Annotated in this window: 18 protein-coding genes and 1 pseudogene; 5 read left to right on the top strand and 14 right to left on the bottom strand. The window is 44.5% G+C overall.

The window, feature by feature from the left end:
- The first annotated feature begins 72 nt into the window (after positions 1-72).
- The 3 genes from AC0IYG_RS13365 (at position 73) to AC0IYG_RS13355 (ending at position 2,924) form a co-directional block, all read left to right on the top strand.
- Positions 73-1,107, top strand: coding sequence for a LacI family DNA-binding transcriptional regulator (locus AC0IYG_RS13365; protein WP_471711547.1), 1,035 nt, complete (start codon positions 73-75; stop codon positions 1,105-1,107).
- 23 nt (positions 1,108-1,130) lie between these two features.
- Entirely contained in the window at positions 1,131-1,607 is a 477-nt protein-coding gene (locus AC0IYG_RS13360) for an NUDIX hydrolase (RefSeq protein ID WP_471711546.1), read from the top strand.
- A gap of 156 nt (positions 1,608-1,763) precedes the next feature.
- Positions 1,764-2,924, top strand: a complete 1,161-nt coding sequence (locus tag AC0IYG_RS13355; RefSeq protein WP_471711545.1) for a methionine aminotransferase — start codon at positions 1,764-1,766, stop codon at positions 2,922-2,924.
- Between the two features lie 15 nt (positions 2,925-2,939).
- Here the strand turns inward: AC0IYG_RS13355 and AC0IYG_RS13350 are convergent, their stop codons facing one another.
- Positions 2,940-4,175, bottom strand: a complete 1,236-nt coding sequence (locus AC0IYG_RS13350) for an ABC transporter permease (protein ID WP_471711544.1) — start codon at positions 4,173-4,175, stop codon at positions 2,940-2,942.
- Between the two features lie 140 nt (positions 4,176-4,315).
- On the opposite strand from AC0IYG_RS13350, the pseudogene nadE reads away from it, so the two are divergent.
- A pseudogene (gene nadE, locus AC0IYG_RS13345) lies at positions 4,316-6,377 on the top strand (NAD(+) synthase).
- Here nadE and AC0IYG_RS13340 read toward each other — a convergent pair.
- The 4 genes from AC0IYG_RS13340 to AC0IYG_RS13325 are packed head-to-tail and all read right to left on the bottom strand — an operon-like array spanning position 6,374 to position 9,809.
- Entirely contained in the window at positions 6,374-7,678 is a 1,305-nt protein-coding gene (locus tag AC0IYG_RS13340; protein ID WP_471711543.1) for a hypothetical protein, read from the bottom strand. The pseudogene nadE and the gene AC0IYG_RS13340 overlap by 4 nt on opposite strands.
- Positions 7,641-8,198 carry an STN and carboxypeptidase regulatory-like domain-containing protein gene (locus AC0IYG_RS13335; protein ID WP_471711542.1) on the bottom strand — a complete coding sequence of 186 codons (558 nt, stop codon included), beginning with the start codon at positions 8,196-8,198 and terminating at the stop codon, positions 7,641-7,643. Before AC0IYG_RS13335 ends, AC0IYG_RS13340 begins: the two co-directional genes overlap by 38 nt.
- Positions 8,185-9,213, bottom strand: coding sequence for a FecR family protein (locus AC0IYG_RS13330; RefSeq protein ID WP_471711541.1), 1,029 nt, complete (start codon positions 9,211-9,213; stop codon positions 8,185-8,187). The genes AC0IYG_RS13335 and AC0IYG_RS13330 overlap by 14 nt, the downstream gene beginning before the upstream one ends.
- A gap of 2 nt (positions 9,214-9,215) precedes the next feature.
- On the bottom strand, positions 9,216-9,809 hold the full coding sequence (locus tag AC0IYG_RS13325) for an RNA polymerase sigma-70 factor (RefSeq protein WP_471711540.1): 594 nt from the start codon (positions 9,807-9,809) through the stop codon (positions 9,216-9,218).
- A 211-nt stretch (positions 9,810-10,020) separates the two neighbouring features.
- Here AC0IYG_RS13325 and AC0IYG_RS13320 point away from each other — a divergent pair, with 211 nt between their 5' ends.
- Positions 10,021-10,737, top strand: a complete 717-nt coding sequence (locus AC0IYG_RS13320) for a head GIN domain-containing protein (RefSeq protein ID WP_471711539.1) — start codon at positions 10,021-10,023, stop codon at positions 10,735-10,737.
- Between the two features lie 3 nt (positions 10,738-10,740).
- Here the strand turns inward: AC0IYG_RS13320 and AC0IYG_RS13315 are convergent, their stop codons facing one another.
- The 9 genes from AC0IYG_RS13315 to AC0IYG_RS13275 all read right to left on the bottom strand — a co-directional run bounded on the left by AC0IYG_RS13315 (position 10,741) and on the right by AC0IYG_RS13275 (position 16,510).
- Entirely contained in the window at positions 10,741-11,457 is a 717-nt protein-coding gene (locus AC0IYG_RS13315) for a M15 family metallopeptidase (protein WP_471711538.1), read from the bottom strand.
- A 62-nt stretch (positions 11,458-11,519) separates the two neighbouring features.
- A complete protein-coding gene (locus AC0IYG_RS13310) occupies positions 11,520-12,572 on the bottom strand; it encodes a LiaF transmembrane domain-containing protein (protein ID WP_471711537.1) in 1,053 nt (350 codons plus the stop codon).
- 3 nt (positions 12,573-12,575) lie between these two features.
- A complete protein-coding gene (locus tag AC0IYG_RS13305) occupies positions 12,576-12,761 on the bottom strand; it encodes a LiaI-LiaF-like domain-containing protein (protein ID WP_471711536.1) in 186 nt (61 codons plus the stop codon).
- Positions 12,762-12,805: 44 nt separating this feature from the next.
- Positions 12,806-13,459 carry a PspC domain-containing protein gene (locus tag AC0IYG_RS13300; RefSeq protein WP_471711535.1) on the bottom strand — a complete coding sequence of 218 codons (654 nt, stop codon included), beginning with the start codon at positions 13,457-13,459 and terminating at the stop codon, positions 12,806-12,808.
- Positions 13,460-13,611: 152 nt separating this feature from the next.
- Positions 13,612-14,235 carry a hypothetical protein gene (locus AC0IYG_RS13295; RefSeq protein ID WP_471711534.1) on the bottom strand — a complete coding sequence of 208 codons (624 nt, stop codon included), beginning with the start codon at positions 14,233-14,235 and terminating at the stop codon, positions 13,612-13,614.
- A 30-nt stretch (positions 14,236-14,265) separates the two neighbouring features.
- On the bottom strand, positions 14,266-14,598 hold the full coding sequence (locus AC0IYG_RS13290; protein ID WP_471711533.1) for a DUF2442 domain-containing protein: 333 nt from the start codon (positions 14,596-14,598) through the stop codon (positions 14,266-14,268).
- On the bottom strand, positions 14,591-14,827 hold the full coding sequence (locus tag AC0IYG_RS13285) for a DUF4160 domain-containing protein (RefSeq protein WP_471711532.1): 237 nt from the start codon (positions 14,825-14,827) through the stop codon (positions 14,591-14,593). The genes AC0IYG_RS13290 and AC0IYG_RS13285 overlap by 8 nt, the downstream gene beginning before the upstream one ends.
- A 93-nt stretch (positions 14,828-14,920) precedes the next feature.
- Entirely contained in the window at positions 14,921-16,060 is a 1,140-nt protein-coding gene (locus AC0IYG_RS13280) for an aldose epimerase family protein (RefSeq protein WP_471711531.1), read from the bottom strand.
- A 45-nt stretch (positions 16,061-16,105) separates the two neighbouring features.
- On the bottom strand, positions 16,106-16,510 hold the full coding sequence (locus AC0IYG_RS13275) for a hypothetical protein (protein WP_471711530.1): 405 nt from the start codon (positions 16,508-16,510) through the stop codon (positions 16,106-16,108).
- Positions 16,511-16,527 lie beyond the last annotated feature (17 nt).

The following is a 16,527-nucleotide window of genomic DNA, read 5'->3' as shown; positions in this document are numbered from 1 at the left end:
TTTAGTACATTGACCTGATGTTGGATAAAGTATATTTAATCAAACATTAAGTTGGAATAAACCAATTTTTCTTTGGAGACTATCACAATCAAGGACATTGCAAAAGCGCTGGGTCTTTCCACTTCTACGGTTTCCCGGGCGTTGCGCAATAGCTATGAGATTAATCCGGAAACCAAGAAATTGGTGATGGAATATGCGGAGCGAATGAATTACCGGCCCAATCCCATTGCGCTGAGTTTGCGGGACAGTAAAAGCAAGTCCATTGGTGTCATTATTCCAGAAATTGCCAACCATTTTTTCTCCCAATTGATCAATGGCATTGAGTCAATTGCCTATAATCTGGGTTATCACGTGGTGGTTTTTCAAAGTCACGAATCGTACGAGCGCGAGGTTGCGAACACCAACTATTTGGTTTCCAGAAAAGTAGACGGTTTGATCATTTCTTTATCCAGCCTTACCACCAATCTTTTTCATTTCCAGGATTTGATGGAGCGGGGTCTGCCCATTGTCTTTCTGGATCGCGTGCCCAACGAAATTGAAACGCATAAAGTCGTTGTCGACAATTTTTCGGGCAGTTATCAGGCGACTGAGCATTTGATCAAATTGGGAAAAAAGCGCATTGCGCATCTTACAAGCCCTATTTATTTATCGATCACAACTGAGCGGCTTGCGGGTTATAAGCAGGCATTGGAAGACAACGGCATTGCTTTCGACGAATCGTACGTCAAATATTGTTATCATGGCGGTAAAGTTGTGAGTGAAAACGAGGCTGCGGTGCAGGAAATGCTTGAACTTCCGGAGCCGCCGGATGCCATTTTCACAGCGAGCGACCGCCTTACTACGGGTTGTATGGCCGTTTTACAAAAAAATAAAATCAAAATCCCTGAACAGATTGCGATCGTCGGATTCAGTAATATCAGCGTTGCAGAGCTGCTTAACCCACCGCTTACGGCTGTTGTTCAGCCCGCCATGGAAATGGGGCAGCAGGCTGTGGAACTGTTGATCCGGCTCATCGAACATCCTCAGAAAACGGATGTTTTCGAAACGCGGTCTTTGAAAACGACGCTGATCATCCGCGAATCATCTGTCGGCAAGCAAGAAAGTTAATGTTCGTTTAAATCTACATTGAGATGATCAGTCTCGCCATTGATGGTGCTTTGTTCAATTACCGGGTTGCCGGCGTTGCCGTGTTGGATGGGAAAGTGCTTTTGCACAAAACGCCAGCTGACAATTTTTGGAGCCTTCCCGGTGGTCGCGCGTCCCTTTTTGAGTTCTCAAAAGATACATTAGTAAGGGAAATGATGGAGGAAACGAGCATGCATGTGGAAGTGCAGGATTTGCTTTGGATCTCCGAAAATTTCTTCATTTACAATGGCATTAAGCATCATGAGCTTGGATTTTATTATCGAATGCACATTGCAGATCTGGAAAACCAGGAAGATTTTATTGGTGTAGAAGGCGATAGCGAGCTTCTTTTCAAATGGCACCCGATTTCCGGCCTTAATTCTCTCAAAATTTATCCTGAGTTTCTGACCACTGAACTCGCACAAAATCCGCTTCGCATCAGGCAGTTCACTTCCGATTTTAAAGATCTGGATCGGCTTTAATATTTGGAAAAGGTCGTCAGGGATGTAACAAAGTTTACTTCCTGGTGGTAAAATTCCCGTTCAAATGCATTGCTAACCCGTCTTGATGCGTGTAATCATTATATTTGAAGGTTACGGATCCATTATCCGGCACATTCATATATTTTCTGATCTCTCATGCTTGCAAAGGCTGCTGTTCGCTCCAAACTTCCCCGCGTCGGGACTACGATTTTTACAAAAATGTCAAAGCTGGCCGAAGAACATCAGGCCATCAATTTAGCGCAGGGATTTCCGGAATTCGATTGTGAGCCAGCATTGCAGAAACTGGTCAGTAAATATTTGTCACAAGGCAAAAACCAATATGCACCAATGGCGGGCGTAATGCGTTTGCGCGAGGCCATTTCGCAAAAAACTTTCAATTCAACATTAAAGGAATATCACCCTGAAACCGAAATAACCATCACCAGCGGCGCTACGGAGGCTTTGTACGTGGCAATTACGGCTTGCGTACATCCAGGCGATGAGGTGATTGTGTTTGAACCGGCATATGACAGTTATGTGCCCGCAATCGAGCTGAATGGCGGAACACCTGTTTTTGTGACATTGCATCCGCAATATGAATCCATCGATTGGGACATTGTTCGCTCTAAAATCAGTCCGCGAACAAAGGCCGTGATCATTAATACGCCGCATAACCCGACCGGCAATGTTTGGAAATTGCATGATTTGCAGCAGTTAGCCGCGATTGCAGAAGAATATGATCTGATGGTTATCAGTGATGAAGTTTATGAGCACATTATTTTCGATGGAAGAGAACACATTTCCGCGGCTTCTATTGCTTCACTTGCTGCGCGCACATTTTTGTGCGGCTCATTTGGCAAAACATTTCATACAACCGGCTGGAAAATCGGTTACTGCCTGGCTCCGAAAGAAATGACGGTTGAGTTCAGGAAAATTCATCAGTTTCTGGTTTTCAGTGTGGTTACGCCCATCCAATTTGCGCTGGCCGATTATCTGGAAGATCCGACACATTATCTCAGCCTTTCGGCTTTTTATCAGCAAAAAAGAGATCTTTTTATCAATGCAATTAAGGACGTTGGTTTCACACTGAGGCCTTCTGAGGGGAGTTTTTTCCAAAATGTGACTTATGAGAAATTGACTGAAGAGAATGATCGGCAACTGGCTGAACGACTGACCATTGAAGCTGGCGTGGCCTCTATTCCGGTGTCTGCATTTTATGATCAGATCACGAATTACAAGACATTGCGGTTTTGTTTTGCCAAAAACGATGACACACTTTTGAGAGCGGCCGAGTTGTTGCAAAAAGTGAAATGGTAAGCGGACTTTGCTTAACTATTTTTTGAACAAAAGCGCCCGGATCGGTTGAATTTTGGAAATGATAAGCGTTGGAATCAGCAAGATTAGCCCTGAGATAAGCACGGTGATCATGTTGACCATGATAAAAATCGGCCAATCGAACACAATGGGCACTGTATTCATGTAATAATTTGTAGGATCGAGCGAGATGATGCTGAACTGATGTTGCAGCCAGCAGACAAGCAATCCGACTATATTTCCGATGATCAGCCCGCGCCTGACCATGTAAAGCCCAACTCTCAGAAACACCCGCCTGATTTGTTTGTTCGGGCTGCCCAGCGTTTTCAAAAGTCCTATTAATGGTGTTCTTTCCATGATCATAACCAGCAAAATGGAGATCATATTAAAGCAAGCAACAAACAATATCAAGCTCAGAAAAGCTGCCGTGTTGCGATCCAGAAGCAATAACCAATCGAAAATCTGCGGAAAAATACTCGTTACGCGCTGCAAATAGAATGTAGGCGGAAGTAATCTTCGCAGTTGCGCCGCGACTTCATCTATTTTCTCAAAATCATTTAAATAAACCTCATAAGTGCCGATGGAGTCCTTTCCCCAGCCATTGAGTCGCTGAACGAGCGTGATATCGCCAATGATCAGATTATTGTCAAATTCCTCCATCTGCGTATCGTAAATGCCCGTTACAGTGAGCTTACGCGGCCTGGGCGGATTTTGGAGCGAATACATGATCACATCATCGCCCGCTTTCAGGCGTAATTGCGAAGCGATCTTCCGGCTAATGAGGATTTCGGAGGAGTAGCCGTATTTTATGGAGGTCGAATCTTTTCCGGTAATCAGTTTTCCTGCAACCAGGCTTTTACGAAACGTCGCCCAGTCATAGTCCTTGCCAACGCCTTTGAGCACAATCCCTTTGATTTCATCCGGCGTTTTCAGAATCCCGGATTTGTGCGCCACAGCCTGCCATCTTTTCACCTCAGGTAACGTTGGCAAAATGTCGGAAACAGGGTTTTTGAGACTCAGCGGGCCTTCTTCATAAGTGTTTCCCACCGAAAAAGAAGCGATATTAATGTGTGCGCCAAACAGGAATATCTTTTCACGAATCGTTTGCTTAAACCCAAGTAGGACCGAAAATGCAATGATCCCAACCGCAACCCCAATGGCAATACTGGCAACTCCAATGCGTGAAACTGTGGCAGAAAAAGAACCCGCTTCGTTGTGCCGGATGCGTTTTGCGATGAATGAGGGGAATTGCAAGAGGAATCTGTGGTTTAATTTTTATGTTTGGCAAAAATAGGGAAAAACTTTGCCGGTATGCACACGCATTTTTTTATTAAGTTGCCGGCATAACGTTTGTGTTCAACATTGCTTGCGTTCCATTAATCAGTATCGTTTTTATGCCATTGATCAAAGTAGCTTCCGGAGTTGTAAATCAGACGCCAATGGCGTGGGAAAGCAACACGCGGAACATTATAAATGCAATAAATGAGGCCAAAAAACAGCAGGTAAGCCTCCTTTGCCTGCCGGAGCTGTGTATTTCGGGATATGGCTGCGAGGACTATTTTTTCGCACCTGACCTTGTCGAGCAAGCGCAGCAGTGCCTGCTTGAAATCGTTCAGGAAACGGCTGGAATGATGGTGGCGGTGGGCTTGCCGGTCCGTCATAACGGGAGCATTTATAATGCAGCCTGCCTTATTTCAAACAAGCAGATCCTGGGTTTTTATTGCAAACAAAGTCTTGCAAACAATGGCATTCACTACGAGGCGCGCTGGTTCAGACCGTGGCAGCCGGGCATTGTAGAGAGCTTTGAAGTAAATCAAATGTTGTATCCGATCGGTGATGTTGTTTTTGACATTGCCAGCGGACCGGTTCAGGGTGGATCCAATAATGTTAAAATTGGTTTTGAAATCTGTGAAGACGGCTGGGTTTCCAATCGTCCGGCGCGCCGGCTTTACGATCGCGGCGTGGACATTATATTGAACCCGAGCGCCAGCCACTTCGCCTTTAACAAGTTTTTGACGCGTGAAAAGCTGGTTGTAGACGCTTCCCGTGCGTTTTCATGCAGTTATATTTATACTAATTTGCTTGGTAACGAGGCCGGCAGGGCTATTTATGACGGCGATGCGATGATTGCGTCCAATGGTGATCTCCTTGCTTCCAGTCCGCGGTTCAGCTATGAAGATTATCTGATAACGACAGCAGTCATTGACACGGAATACACGCGCCTGAGTCAGGTTCAAAGTAAAATAGCCCTTGCCACCAAAGACCGCACATGGCGCGTTGCCGGACGGTTTGATTTTCCCGACATTGAGCCTGTTTTAACACAAATTCCTGACATTGAGCCTTTTGAAAAGGGGGGCTCGTTAAAGGAAGAAGAATTTGCAAGAGCCGTTTGTCTTGCCCTATTTGATTATTTAAGGAAAAGCCGTTCAAATGGCTTCACGATCTCACTTTCAGGTGGCGCCGATTCGTGTGCTTGCACTGCATTATGCGGGCTGATGATCAGGCTTGCGGATGAAGAGCATTGGCATGGACCGGTTTAAGGAAAAGCTGTCGTATGTTAAGGATATTCAGTCTGCAAAAACGGAAGAAGATCTTGCATTGGTGCTGATCCATAACATTTATCAAGGCACCGAAAACAGCTCAACCGACACATTGGAATCGGCTCAATCGCTTGCTGAATCTATCGGTTCAACGTTTTATAATGTTAATATCAATGGTTTGGTAGAAACTTATAAAGGGCTTATCGAAGAGCAAATCGGTCGCCAACTTACCTGGGATCAAGACGATATAGCATTGCAAAATATTCAGGCTCGCGTGCGCGCTCCGGGTGTGTGGCTGCTTACAAATCTTGCAAATCACTTGTTACTGGCAACATCAAATCGCTCGGAAGCTGCGGTTGGTTATGCGACAATGGACGGCGACACGGCCGGAAGCATTAGTCCGTTGGCGGGCATTGACAAGCATTATCTGCGTCAATGGCTTCGCTGGCTGGAAACGGCGGGTTGCGAAGTGAAAGGAAAGCACATTAAGATTGAAGGACTCAAAAAAGTGAACAGTTTACAGCCGACTGCCGAACTTCGCCCGCTTGCACAAACGCAGACGGATGAGGCGGATCTGATGCCTTATGAGTTCTTGAATGTGTTGGAAAAACTGGCGATCCGGGATAAAAAATCGCCGCTGGAAGCTTACCGAAACCTCATTGTGCGATATAAAGGCCTTTATACAGCGGAGCAAATTTTAGGCTGGACTGAGCGGTTCTTTAAATTATGGAGCAGAAATCAGTGGAAAAGGGAGCGTTATGCGCCCGCTTTTCATCTTGACGACCTGAATTTGGATCCGAGAACTTGGTGCCGTTTTCCGATTTTGTCGGGTGGTTTTGAGAAAGAATTAAGCGAGTTACGCGAGCACGCGAATGGCGGCATGATGCAGAACGGACGGAAACGGATTGGTTTTTAGTAAGACAAATTGCAGAACCGGATCCCTGCCTGCACGCCGATCCATCCATATTCCCGGCGGGAATCGTCTGGTGTCTTGCCAATCCATATCGGCTTGAAACCGGCCGATTTTTCTGTGTTCATCAGGCCGGAATCGTTTCCGGCCAAGAGGTTTATTGATGGTCCGGCAAATAGTGCGAACTGCTTGCCAAGCTTTTTCTCAACAGCAATGGTCGCTCTAAATAATCCGATGCCAACATCTTCAATCTTTTGATCTTTGAGGATTACTAAATTGGCAGTTAAATCTGCATTCAATCCCCAGCCTTTTCCCAGATTTTGTGCGGTTCCAAAGCCATAACCGATCGTCACGAGCGGTTTGCTGTCCAGTAAACCATTAAAACCGAGGTTGAAGATGTTATAAAACCGGCTCACGCCAGTTTTGAAAGCAGCGCCAAAATAATTGAATTCGTCGGATGAAAATTCGAAGCGCCGGTAACCGTTTAATCGCACATAGCTGAGTAGTCCAAAAGGCGTGGTTGCAGAGGAATCTGCATAATTAACAAACCCGATCTGGTGACCGCTGCGGACGGTGTTTGCGTAATTATAGCCTAATGAAAGCTGATAACCTTCCAAATTTCCGACAATCACATTCCCTACACCTGCAACCTGAAAACCTCTCAGATTGCGGCCGACATAATTGATAACATTGGTGCCCTGAAAACCGTGAACGCTTCCCAAAGTAAGGTTCAGAAAATTGGCATACTGAAACCCGCTTACGTCTTTTCCCACAATATTGCTGACGCCTGCCAACTGAAACCCATTAACATTGCCGCGCACAACATTGATCAAACTCCCGACTTCCAATTTGTTCACACCTAAGGAATATCCGGCGATTAAATTGATCGAATAATCATTGACAATGTTTCCGCTCAGTTCGTGGTTTGTTCCTAAAAACGGCAAAATAGACGCCTGAAAGGGTTTATATAAAGTGTCTTCAATGTTCCGGGTGTGAATGGCCTGCTTTGCAGACGCAAATGCGCTGACAAAACGACTCTGGACTTTGCGGTAAGTGGTTTTGAATTTTTCGGATTCTCTGGCCACATTAAACTCAGGTCTCCTGCCGGTTTCTTTTGTAATGGTGTCTTCCTCAACATCCGCTTCTGCAACGACTTCAAATTGCGGAATAGCGACTTTTTTATGCAGTGAATCCTTCGAAAAAACAGCACGAGCCGCTTTTCCGGAAAGCGGCTTCAATGTGTCCGGACTAAGCTTGATTTGTAAATATTTATCCTCTCTCAACCGCAATTGAAATGGTTTTTCCAATGTAATCTTCTTTTCTGACTTCTAGCCGGACGTTAGGAAGCGAGGCGGGCAGGCGGATTTTGTAATAACCATATTGGTTGCTAACCGTAGAAGCGAGTGTGGCAGCTTCATAAATACTCGCATTAGCAAGTTTTTTCCCCGTTTTGGTGTCGATAATGTAGCCGTTGAGGTTGAAGTTTTCAGGTTTTTCTTCCGCGGGCGGATCAACTTTTTGTAAAATAATATATTTGCGCCGCTCCTTGAATGTGACCTTTTCTTTGAAAATCGAGCTCAAAATTTCCCTGACACTTTGATTATTCGCTTGGATTGAAACCTTGCCTTTAATGTCAATCATATCCGGGCTGTAAGAGAAACTGAACCCACCCAAGTCACCGATCTTTTGAAGCGTTTCGTCCAGCGGTCGATTGGTTACATTAATTGAAATGCGTCTTTCCAGCAAGTCCTGAGCATTTGCAAGGCCCGCAAAGGCAGTGAGCCAAAGCAGCAGAAGTTTGGTTTTGAGCGTGTTATTGACAACCATTTCCGTCCAGCCAATAAACTTTTCCTTCTTTTCTCAAATTAAGATCCAGCGTTTCGGCAATCACAGAAAGCGTGGCATCAACAGGTTCTTTTTCGAAGCGGATTGTCAGCCTGCATTGCGCAATCTGCTGATTGGACAAGCGCACATCCACGTGATAACCGTCCCGAATCGAGGAAATTACTTCGTTTAAATCAGCAGCATTGAAATCGTAAACCTGGGTGTGATAACTCAGCATGTTCATGTTCGCTGCCAGACTTCTGATTGTATCTGCAAGCACTTCGGCACCTTCTCCTTTTGTAAGCTGGATTTTCCTCGAAGCCTTGCTCACCTCAACTTTCCCAGTGGAAACATCCACGCGCACCGGCGATTTTTCATAAGCCTTAACATTGAATGATGTGCCCAAAACGCGGATTTCTGTTCCATTGGCATCAATAACAAAAGGATGGGCAGCATCAGGTTTCACATCAAAAAATGCCTCACCTTGCAAAGAAACGGTTCTCAGATCGCCGTCGAAATTGGCCGGATAATTCAACGAGGAATTGTAGTTCAGGAAAACTTTGGTGCCGTCAGGCAACACGGTTTCACTTGTATTGTTTGCCGTCGCGATCCGTTGCTGCGCATTTAATCCATTTGATTTCAAATAAAACCATCCGAAGGAAAGCATCAGCAATGCGATCACCGCAGCCGCCCAGAGCGTTACAGGCAGTTTTTTAGCTTTTTGTTCTGGAATAAATTCAATTTCCCTCGCCAATGGTGCTTTGTCCTTTTGCTCGGACGCTGGCTGGGCCATTTTTGACTTCATTTTGTTCCAAGCCGCGTCTGTATTGACAGGAAAGCTCGTTTTTGAAGCGCTTCCGGCGTGGTCCCAGATTAATCGATACGTGGCAAGCTCGCGCTGATTTGCAGGCGATTGTGCGAGCCATTGATTTACAAGCTCAACTTCTTTTTCGGACGCGGTTTCTGCCAGATAACGTGCTAACAGCTCCTCCGATATGTTTTCATGAGATGGGTTCATGGTTACGATCTGATTAGCTGTTCAACGATGAAATAAATCGGCCAAAGCATTCCCGGAAGGTAATCAGCCAATTCGATACGCAATATTTTGAGCGCCTTACCAATCTGATTCTCCACCGTTTTGATTGAGATTCCCAGCTGCTCGGCTATTTCGTGATATTTTAATTCTTCAAACCGGCTTAATCTGAAAGCTTTTTGACATTGTTCTGGTAAAGTGCTCACTGCTTTTTCTATTCTTTCCTCCAATTCGTTTGCATGGATCACTTCTGTAACTGATTCGTAAGATTGCGCGCCAAAGTTAAGCGTATGTTCGCGGTGCACCTGTCGCACAGATGCGTGTTTGAAGCGGTTGAGACAATGATTGTGAACCGCCCGGTAAAGATAGGATTTCAGTGAAAGTGTGATTTCAAGATCTTCCCTTTTCTCCCAAATCGTCAGAAAAACCGTCTGTACGACCTCTTCCGACTCTTCTTCGTCTTTCAGCAATGTGCAGGCATAATTGCAAAGGCGCTGATAATAATGTCGGAATGTCTGCTCAAAAGCGGGTTCATCACCGCGCCTTATTGCATTGACGATATCTGGGTCGGAAGCGTACACCGATGTATAATTTTGGTTTTCGGCCAAAAATATAAAATCTCTGTCGATTAACGGTTTCCGATAAAGAAGTGCGGTCGATCCCAAGTTTAGAGCGCTTTTTTATTAAGACAACTGGCCCCCTTGATCCCCCTATGCGTAAAAAAGTTTTTTATTGAATAGGGGGACTAAGGGGGCCAGTTGTCACTAAGCAAAACATTATCGTCTATTAGCCATGAAACAATTACTTTTTTCTTTTTGCCTTGCTGTTTTTGCTTTTGTCTTCCAAGCATGCGTTTATGTAGATTCTCAGGACGACATTCCGCCTCGCGGTCAAAGCACGAGAACTTTTGATTTGCGCAATTTTGATGAACTGGAAATGGGCAATGCCTTTTACGTGAATGTAAGGTCGGGAAGCTCTTTTTCCGTCTCTGCAACAGGTGAACTGAATGATCTTGATGATCTGAATTTATTTGTTCAGGATGGAGAGCTGGTTGCGCGTTACAACGATTCGTGGCGCAACCGTAAAAAAATGACGCTGGATATCACTATGCCCGACATTCAGGCAGTTGATTTCTCAGGCGCTGTAAAAGGCAACATTGAAGGTTTTGAAAATTTGCCTGGACTGGAATTTGAGTTATCTGGTGCATCCAAATGTGACTTTGAAGGCTCTGGGAGAGAATTTAAGTTTGATATTTCTGGTGCTTCCCAACTCGCTTTGTTTGGAGAAAGTAAATATCTGGATGGCGAAATTTCAGGCGCCTCGCAGTTAAATGCATTTGATATGATTGCTCAGAAATCAGACCTGGAAGTTTCAGGAGCGAGCACTGCAAAAGTTTGCGTCTCCGAATTATTGAAAGTTGACGCCAGCGGCGCGAGCAGTGTCCGCTACAAAGGAACTCCGAATGTTGACAAGAAAACGTCCGGTGGAAGCACCGTCAGACAGGATTAAGCATTATTTGATTATGCCATAACGCGCACGTGCCTGACTTTTGGACATGCCGTCAAAATGCCACCATTCGGTTGTATTGGTTGTAAAGCCAGCCTGATTCATGACTTTCCTGAGAATCTTGCGGTTACTGATTTGCTGAGACGTAAGCTTTCCTTTATTAAACATTTCCTGCTCAGAGCGTGGATAGGCGAGGGGGCCAAAGAAGTCATATTTGGTCCCCATATCTAAAGGTTTGCCGTTTCCATCCACAACGGTGAGGTCGACGGCGCAGCCAAAGTTATGATTGGACCCGATCTTCGGATCGGCGACGTACATTTTCTTGTTTTTAGCAGGAATTTTCAAGTTGTCCAATGCATTCCAAAGGTCATACTGAACGGAATTGGGACGAGCTGCATCGTAGACGAGCAATGTATAACCGGGATGTTCCTGTTTTAAAATTGCATTGGCTTTAACTAATCTTTTGGCCATTTCCGGCTGTAAATACGCGCGGTTTAAATCTCCGTAAACGTCTTTACCAATGAAATTATCCGTCGTGGAATATTTAAGCTCCACCTTAATCGTCGGATCCGATTTCTGAATGTCCACCAATCCTTGTGCAATCATTTTCTGCTCTACATCGACAATGGAAGCCTTTTTGTCAAATGTTTTAGCAGGCTGTGAAAAGGAGAAATTGAGAGACAAAAGCAGAAATAAACTCAGGTAAGGAAGCTTTTTGGGCATAAAAAAAATGAATATCCGTTGCGGTAAGCTGCAAAGATATTCATTTCTGTATTCGGGGTGCGTTAGTAACGTTTGATATTGACGCTGGTCAGTCCGCCTTCAAATTTGATGATGATCTTTTTGTCGGCGTTGTCAAAACCTGCTGAGCGATATAATCCATTGCTCACTTTTTCCAGATCGTCCATGTTTTTAGCATTCAAGGCACCGTCCATGCGCATTTCGCAGCCAACCGAACGGGGCAATTCGAGCGTTATAGAAGCAACGCCAGCTTCGATGTCAATGTTGGAAGTGGTCACTTTATCGCCCATTTTGATATCCATATCGGCAACGCCTGTGCTTACTTTCAATTTCTCAACCTTGTAATTACTAAAATCGAAATCACCTTTTCCTGCGCCAATGCCCAGATCAATGTTCCATATCGGCCTGTCGTTCAGTTGAATTTTGGCCTGATTTGAAATTTCACCTTCTTTGATTTTTACATTGCCATCTTCCATTTTAAGGTTGACAGTCGCAGAGTTATCCAATTTATTAATTGATGTATTGGACAGAAAGCCGACCATTGTGCTTTTTGTATTTGCTTCAAACAACTTAGGCGTGTTGCCGTTTAACGTGAATGAACCCGCGCCGCCTTCAAGATGAAAATTGGCTTTTTGAATAAAATCCTCCATTTCATACTTGTAATTGCCGTTGATGGGTCTGTTTTCACTCCGGCTGCCGCGTTCGTTTTCGTAGTCTTCGTCTTTATTCTCATCGCCATCATTCTTATTGTCTTCGTCGTGCTCGTCATCATTGTGATAGCCAAAGTGGCGTTCCCCATCGTCGTCGTCATCCCAGTTGAAGTCCCAGTTATCGGCATGTCGATCGAACGCTCGGTCTGTTTTATTCACAATCCCACCGAGAACGGCTAGTGTGATCAGCAACCCAACCAAGCCACCAAATCCTCTGTTTGTATTTCCGGTTGCGAGCAAAAGTCCGCCCGCAACGATCAGTAGGACAGGCCAGTAAGGCAATATTTCTTCCCAATTGACATTGAGGAGGTTCATATTGCGCAGGAGCCAAAGCATCCCGAATACGATTAGCAACCCGCCCCAAACTACACCGCGTGAATTTTTCATGGCTTAAATGTTTGATCGGTTTGAAATATCTGAATTAAGGTAATTGCGCAATAACAGCAGTCCGCCGGTTGTGATCAGGATGATGGGCCAGAAAAAGCGGCCGAAGTCAAATGCGGTAAGTTCTTCGATTAGAAATAAGGATCCGGCGATGATCAGGATCACTCCCCAGAAAATGTTACGAAAGTTCATGGCTATATTAGGTTAATTGTGAAAACTGACGGATTAAACCGCTTTTAGTTTACTTTAATTACTTGATCATCTTCATCGTCCGGCTTTTTTGCTTCCGGGTCTTCAGGAAAATGAGTGGTTGTTGTCGTCGTTCCAGACGGTGTAAATGGCGTATATGGTTGTGGATCCGGCGTGATCGGGTCAACAGGCGGAGGAGGCGTTGTTGGATAAACCGTCGTGTTGCTGCCATGCTGATCTTTATCTCGCTGACGAAGGATAAGGAATGCACCAATTGCGATCAGTACGATAGGCCAGAAGTATTTTTTAAATTGATACCAAACCGGGAAATCGTCAACCAACATGACTGCTCCGAAAAATATCAGAACGCCACCCAGGATCATTACCGTCTGATCCGACCGTTTTTTATCTGATGCCGGATCGAATGGTTTAGATGCATTTGAATCGAACGGTCTTGAAGGGTCGGAGCCAAATGCGGTGTTTGTGGTGTAAACTGTTCCTGCGGGTCCTGTCGGCAACACTGCCCATAAGATAATGTATATAAAAGCGGTCATTCCAAATGTCGGCGGAATCGGCAATAAGAGCATTACAACGAAAAGTACTCTAACGATAACAACGTCAATTTGAAAGTATTGAGCGATTCCGGAAGCAACTCCTCCAAAAACTGCCTGGTCAGGTATGCGATGCAATTTCTTTTCCATGATTAGCTTAGCGTTTATTTGTAATCAAAAAGGTAGTAGGTAATGCAAGATACTGCAATTCGGAAAATTATTATCGGTAGGAGGGCGTGTTGAGCGGAATTATTTGAGGAGAACTACGATGAATGCGTATTTAGAAGGCGATTTAAGAGGGATTATTGCTCTTCTAATGCTTCGAGAATGTCCATCATACTGCCAAAATCCTTAAATCCCGGCCTGATTTCTTCACTTCCCCGCAATGCTATGCCGATGTTCGGGAAGAGTTCGGTGAGTGCGCTTACTGTAAATTCATTGTCCAGGCCGAAACCGATGAGGATCGGATATTCTTCGCCCAAATTACCAAGAACCTGCATCCAGTTTTCTGTCAGCTGAGCATCATTATCGCTTTCAAGCAAGAAATGAGACACTTCCCCTTCATAGCGGCTCAGTATATAGCTGATTTCGTCTGCTTCGTAAAGATCAACGCTTACCCGCAGGATTAATGGAAGATTCAGCTCGCTTTTAAGATAATTTAAAAGTCCGGATGCCTCCACTTGCACTGAATGGACCGGATAGCTGGTCAATGTTTGAATAATTTTTTCCGGATCTGTCTCGGAAGTTTCAGCAACAAGATTTACACCAGCAAGCCAGGAACAAATGTCTTCAAACTTTTTGGGTGAAATATAATTCGGGGAATTCTCGTCAATCGAAAAACCAAGCATTTCAACCCCCATCCCCGCACAATAACGCGCATCGGACAAATTAGTAACATTGCTGATTTTTACTGTTCTGGTAAGCATTGGAAATGAAATTGATGAAGTCGTTATTAATTAAGCCGCTACAAGCTTGATGGTTTCTTCAACTAAAAAGCCTCTGAGACTGATATCGGCGTCCAGGTCTGGCCAATGGATGCCGTATTCGGAAATCTGATATTGGTATAAATGATAATCTTCGGCTTTTTCCAAGTCTGGAAACGAAGATAATGGCCTTTGAATAAGGCGCTTGTTATTTAAAATGAAAACGGCCAAATCCAGATCACGGAAGAAAATGAAATGTTGAAACCTCAAATTGCTGGTTTCAATGATTTTATCAAAATCATCGGAAGCTTTCACGACAAATTCATCCTCCGGACTAGCTAGAAGGTCCATTAACTCCTTACTCATTAAAGGTTGAGTTCCAGGCTGCAATAATGGTTTCATAGTTATCTATTATAATTTCAATGATGGCCCGCAATTCGTTCTTTTTAAAACCTCTGCAATAAGAAACATCTATCATTGGCACAAGAACGATCCTTGCCTCGCTATCGCCTCTTTGAACGTGAACATGAATCGGTTCGTGCTCGTTCAAATAAAAGAAAAAACGAAAACCATTGATAAATAATACGGTTGGCATGGGCAAAAATAGTAAAAATAAGAACTTATGAAAAAGCGAATCGCCTAAGGGTTTGATCTCCTTAGACGATTCGCTTTTCAAAAAGTATCCTAATTACTTAGCCGAAAACCGATATTTGGTTGTGGACTTGTAAGTGTCCCCGGGCTTCAACACGGTCGATGGGAATTGGGGTTGATTGGGGGAATCTGGGTAATGTTCTGTTTCGAGGCAAAATCCGAAGCGCTTCACGTAAGTTGCGTTTTTGCCTTTCAGTGATCCGTCCAGGAAGTTTCCGCTGTAAAACTGCACTGCGGGCTCAGTTGTGAACGCTTCCAGCACTCTTCCGCTTTCGGGGTCTTTCGCAGTTGCAAACAACATTAACCCCGGTTCTGTGCGCTTGATCACCCAGCAATGGTCGTAACCGCCGCCATTTTTGATTTGCTCATCTTCTGTTTTATTAATGCCGGCAGCTATTTTCGTCGATTTTCTGAAATCAAATGGTGTGCCTTCAACAGCGCGAAGTTTTCCGGTCGGAATCAATGTTGCGTCAACAGGAACAATGCTGTCCGACTCAATCGTGATTTCATGATCCAGAATATCTCTTTTCAAGCCGGTAAGGTTGAAATAAGAGTGATTAGTAAGGTTCAAAACCGTCGCTTTGTCTGTCGTAGCCGTGTAATCAATGCTCAATGCATTATCGTTATCCAATGTATAAACCACTTTTACGGTCAAATTCCCAGGATAACCTTCTTCCATATCTTTGCTGGTGTATTCCAGTTGAAGGCCGACAACGGAGTCTTTGTTGATTTCAGTCGCTTTCCAAAGGACTTTATCAAAACCTTTTTTGCCACCGTGGAGCGAATTAGGGCCGTTATTAATGGCCAAATTGTATTCTTTTCCATCCAGTGTGAATTTTCCCTTCGCAATGCGGTTTCCATAACGACCAACCAAAGCGCCAAAAAATGGATTTTCGGCCAGGTAAGGAGCGAGTGAGTCGAAACCCAGCACTACGTCCGCAAATTCACCTTTTTTGTCAGGAGCGGTCAGTTTAGTGATTATGCCGCCATAATTGGTGATGTTCACCGTCATGCCTTTTGCATTGGTCAATGTATAAAGGTCTGCTTCCTGGCCGTCAGGAAGTTTGCCGAAAGACTCCTTGGAAATCGTACTGATCATCTCTTCTTTGTTTGATTTGGAGCAGCTGAAAAGGTAAAAACTGGTCAGCGCGGTGAGTAAAAGAAATATTTTTTTCATATCAATGCTTAAAGGTTTGTCTAAGAATAGTTACAAGTCCAGTTATCAGATGATTTCCTCGGTTCCGGTTGTAATTTTTACTTTATAACAAGGAAGGTCAATCTGATATGCTTCGAGATAGGCTGCTTTCATTTTTTGTTCAAAACCATCAACAGCGTCTTTTTTTACAAGATTAATGGTGCAGCCACCAAATCCGCCACCCATCATCCTCGCGCCAAGCACAGCCGGGTCGTTATGCGTCTGATCAACCAGAAAATCAAGCTCCGGGCAGCTTACCTCATATTCATGCTGCAAGCCCTCGTGCGTCGCATACATTTTTTGGCCAAATGCAATCAGATCTCCGGCTACCAAAAGGTCGCAGGCATCCTGCACGCGCTGAATTTCTTCTGTGATAAACTTGCACCGGCGATTCACCGGATCACCCAGTTCATCTTTGTGCTTCGCCACCATTTCGGGCGAAACGTCAC

Source organism: Dyadobacter sp. AC419 (assembly GCF_979253085.1).
The sequence above is the reverse complement of the archived record's forward strand: the minus strand, read 5'-3'. Positions and strand labels throughout refer to the sequence as shown.

Coding starts and splice junctions, on each gene's coding strand:
- AC0IYG_RS13360 (WP_471711546.1), top strand. CDS start 1,131: ATGATCAGTCTCGCCATTGATGGTGCTTTGTTCAATTACCGGGTTGCC.
- AC0IYG_RS13355 (WP_471711545.1), top strand. CDS start 1,764: ATGCTTGCAAAGGCTGCTGTTCGCTCCAAACTTCCCCGCGTCGGGACT.
- AC0IYG_RS13335 (WP_471711542.1), bottom strand. CDS start 8,198: ATGGTTGTCAATAACACGCTCAAAACCAAACTTCTGCTGCTTTGGCTC.
- AC0IYG_RS13330 (WP_471711541.1), bottom strand. CDS start 9,213: ATGAACCCATCTCATGAAAACATATCGGAGGAGCTGTTAGCACGTTAT.
- AC0IYG_RS13320 (WP_471711539.1), top strand. CDS start 10,021: ATGAAACAATTACTTTTTTCTTTTTGCCTTGCTGTTTTTGCTTTTGTC.
- AC0IYG_RS13315 (WP_471711538.1), bottom strand. CDS start 11,457: ATGCCCAAAAAGCTTCCTTACCTGAGTTTATTTCTGCTTTTGTCTCTC.
- AC0IYG_RS13310 (WP_471711537.1), bottom strand. CDS start 12,572: ATGAAAAATTCACGCGGTGTAGTTTGGGGCGGGTTGCTAATCGTATTC.
- AC0IYG_RS13305 (WP_471711536.1), bottom strand. CDS start 12,761: ATGAACTTTCGTAACATTTTCTGGGGAGTGATCCTGATCATCGCCGGA.
- AC0IYG_RS13300 (WP_471711535.1), bottom strand. CDS start 13,459: ATGGAAAAGAAATTGCATCGCATACCTGACCAGGCAGTTTTTGGAGGA.
- AC0IYG_RS13295 (WP_471711534.1), bottom strand. CDS start 14,235: ATGCTTACCAGAACAGTAAAAATCAGCAATGTTACTAATTTGTCCGAT.
- AC0IYG_RS13290 (WP_471711533.1), bottom strand. CDS start 14,598: ATGAGTAAGGAGTTAATGGACCTTCTAGCTAGTCCGGAGGATGAATTT.
- AC0IYG_RS13285 (WP_471711532.1), bottom strand. CDS start 14,827: ATGCCAACCGTATTATTTATCAATGGTTTTCGTTTTTTCTTTTATTTG.
- AC0IYG_RS13280 (WP_471711531.1), bottom strand. CDS start 16,060: ATGAAAAAAATATTTCTTTTACTCACCGCGCTGACCAGTTTTTACCTT.
- AC0IYG_RS13275 (WP_471711530.1), bottom strand. CDS start 16,510: ATGGTGGCGAAGCACAAAGATGAACTGGGTGATCCGGTGAATCGCCGG.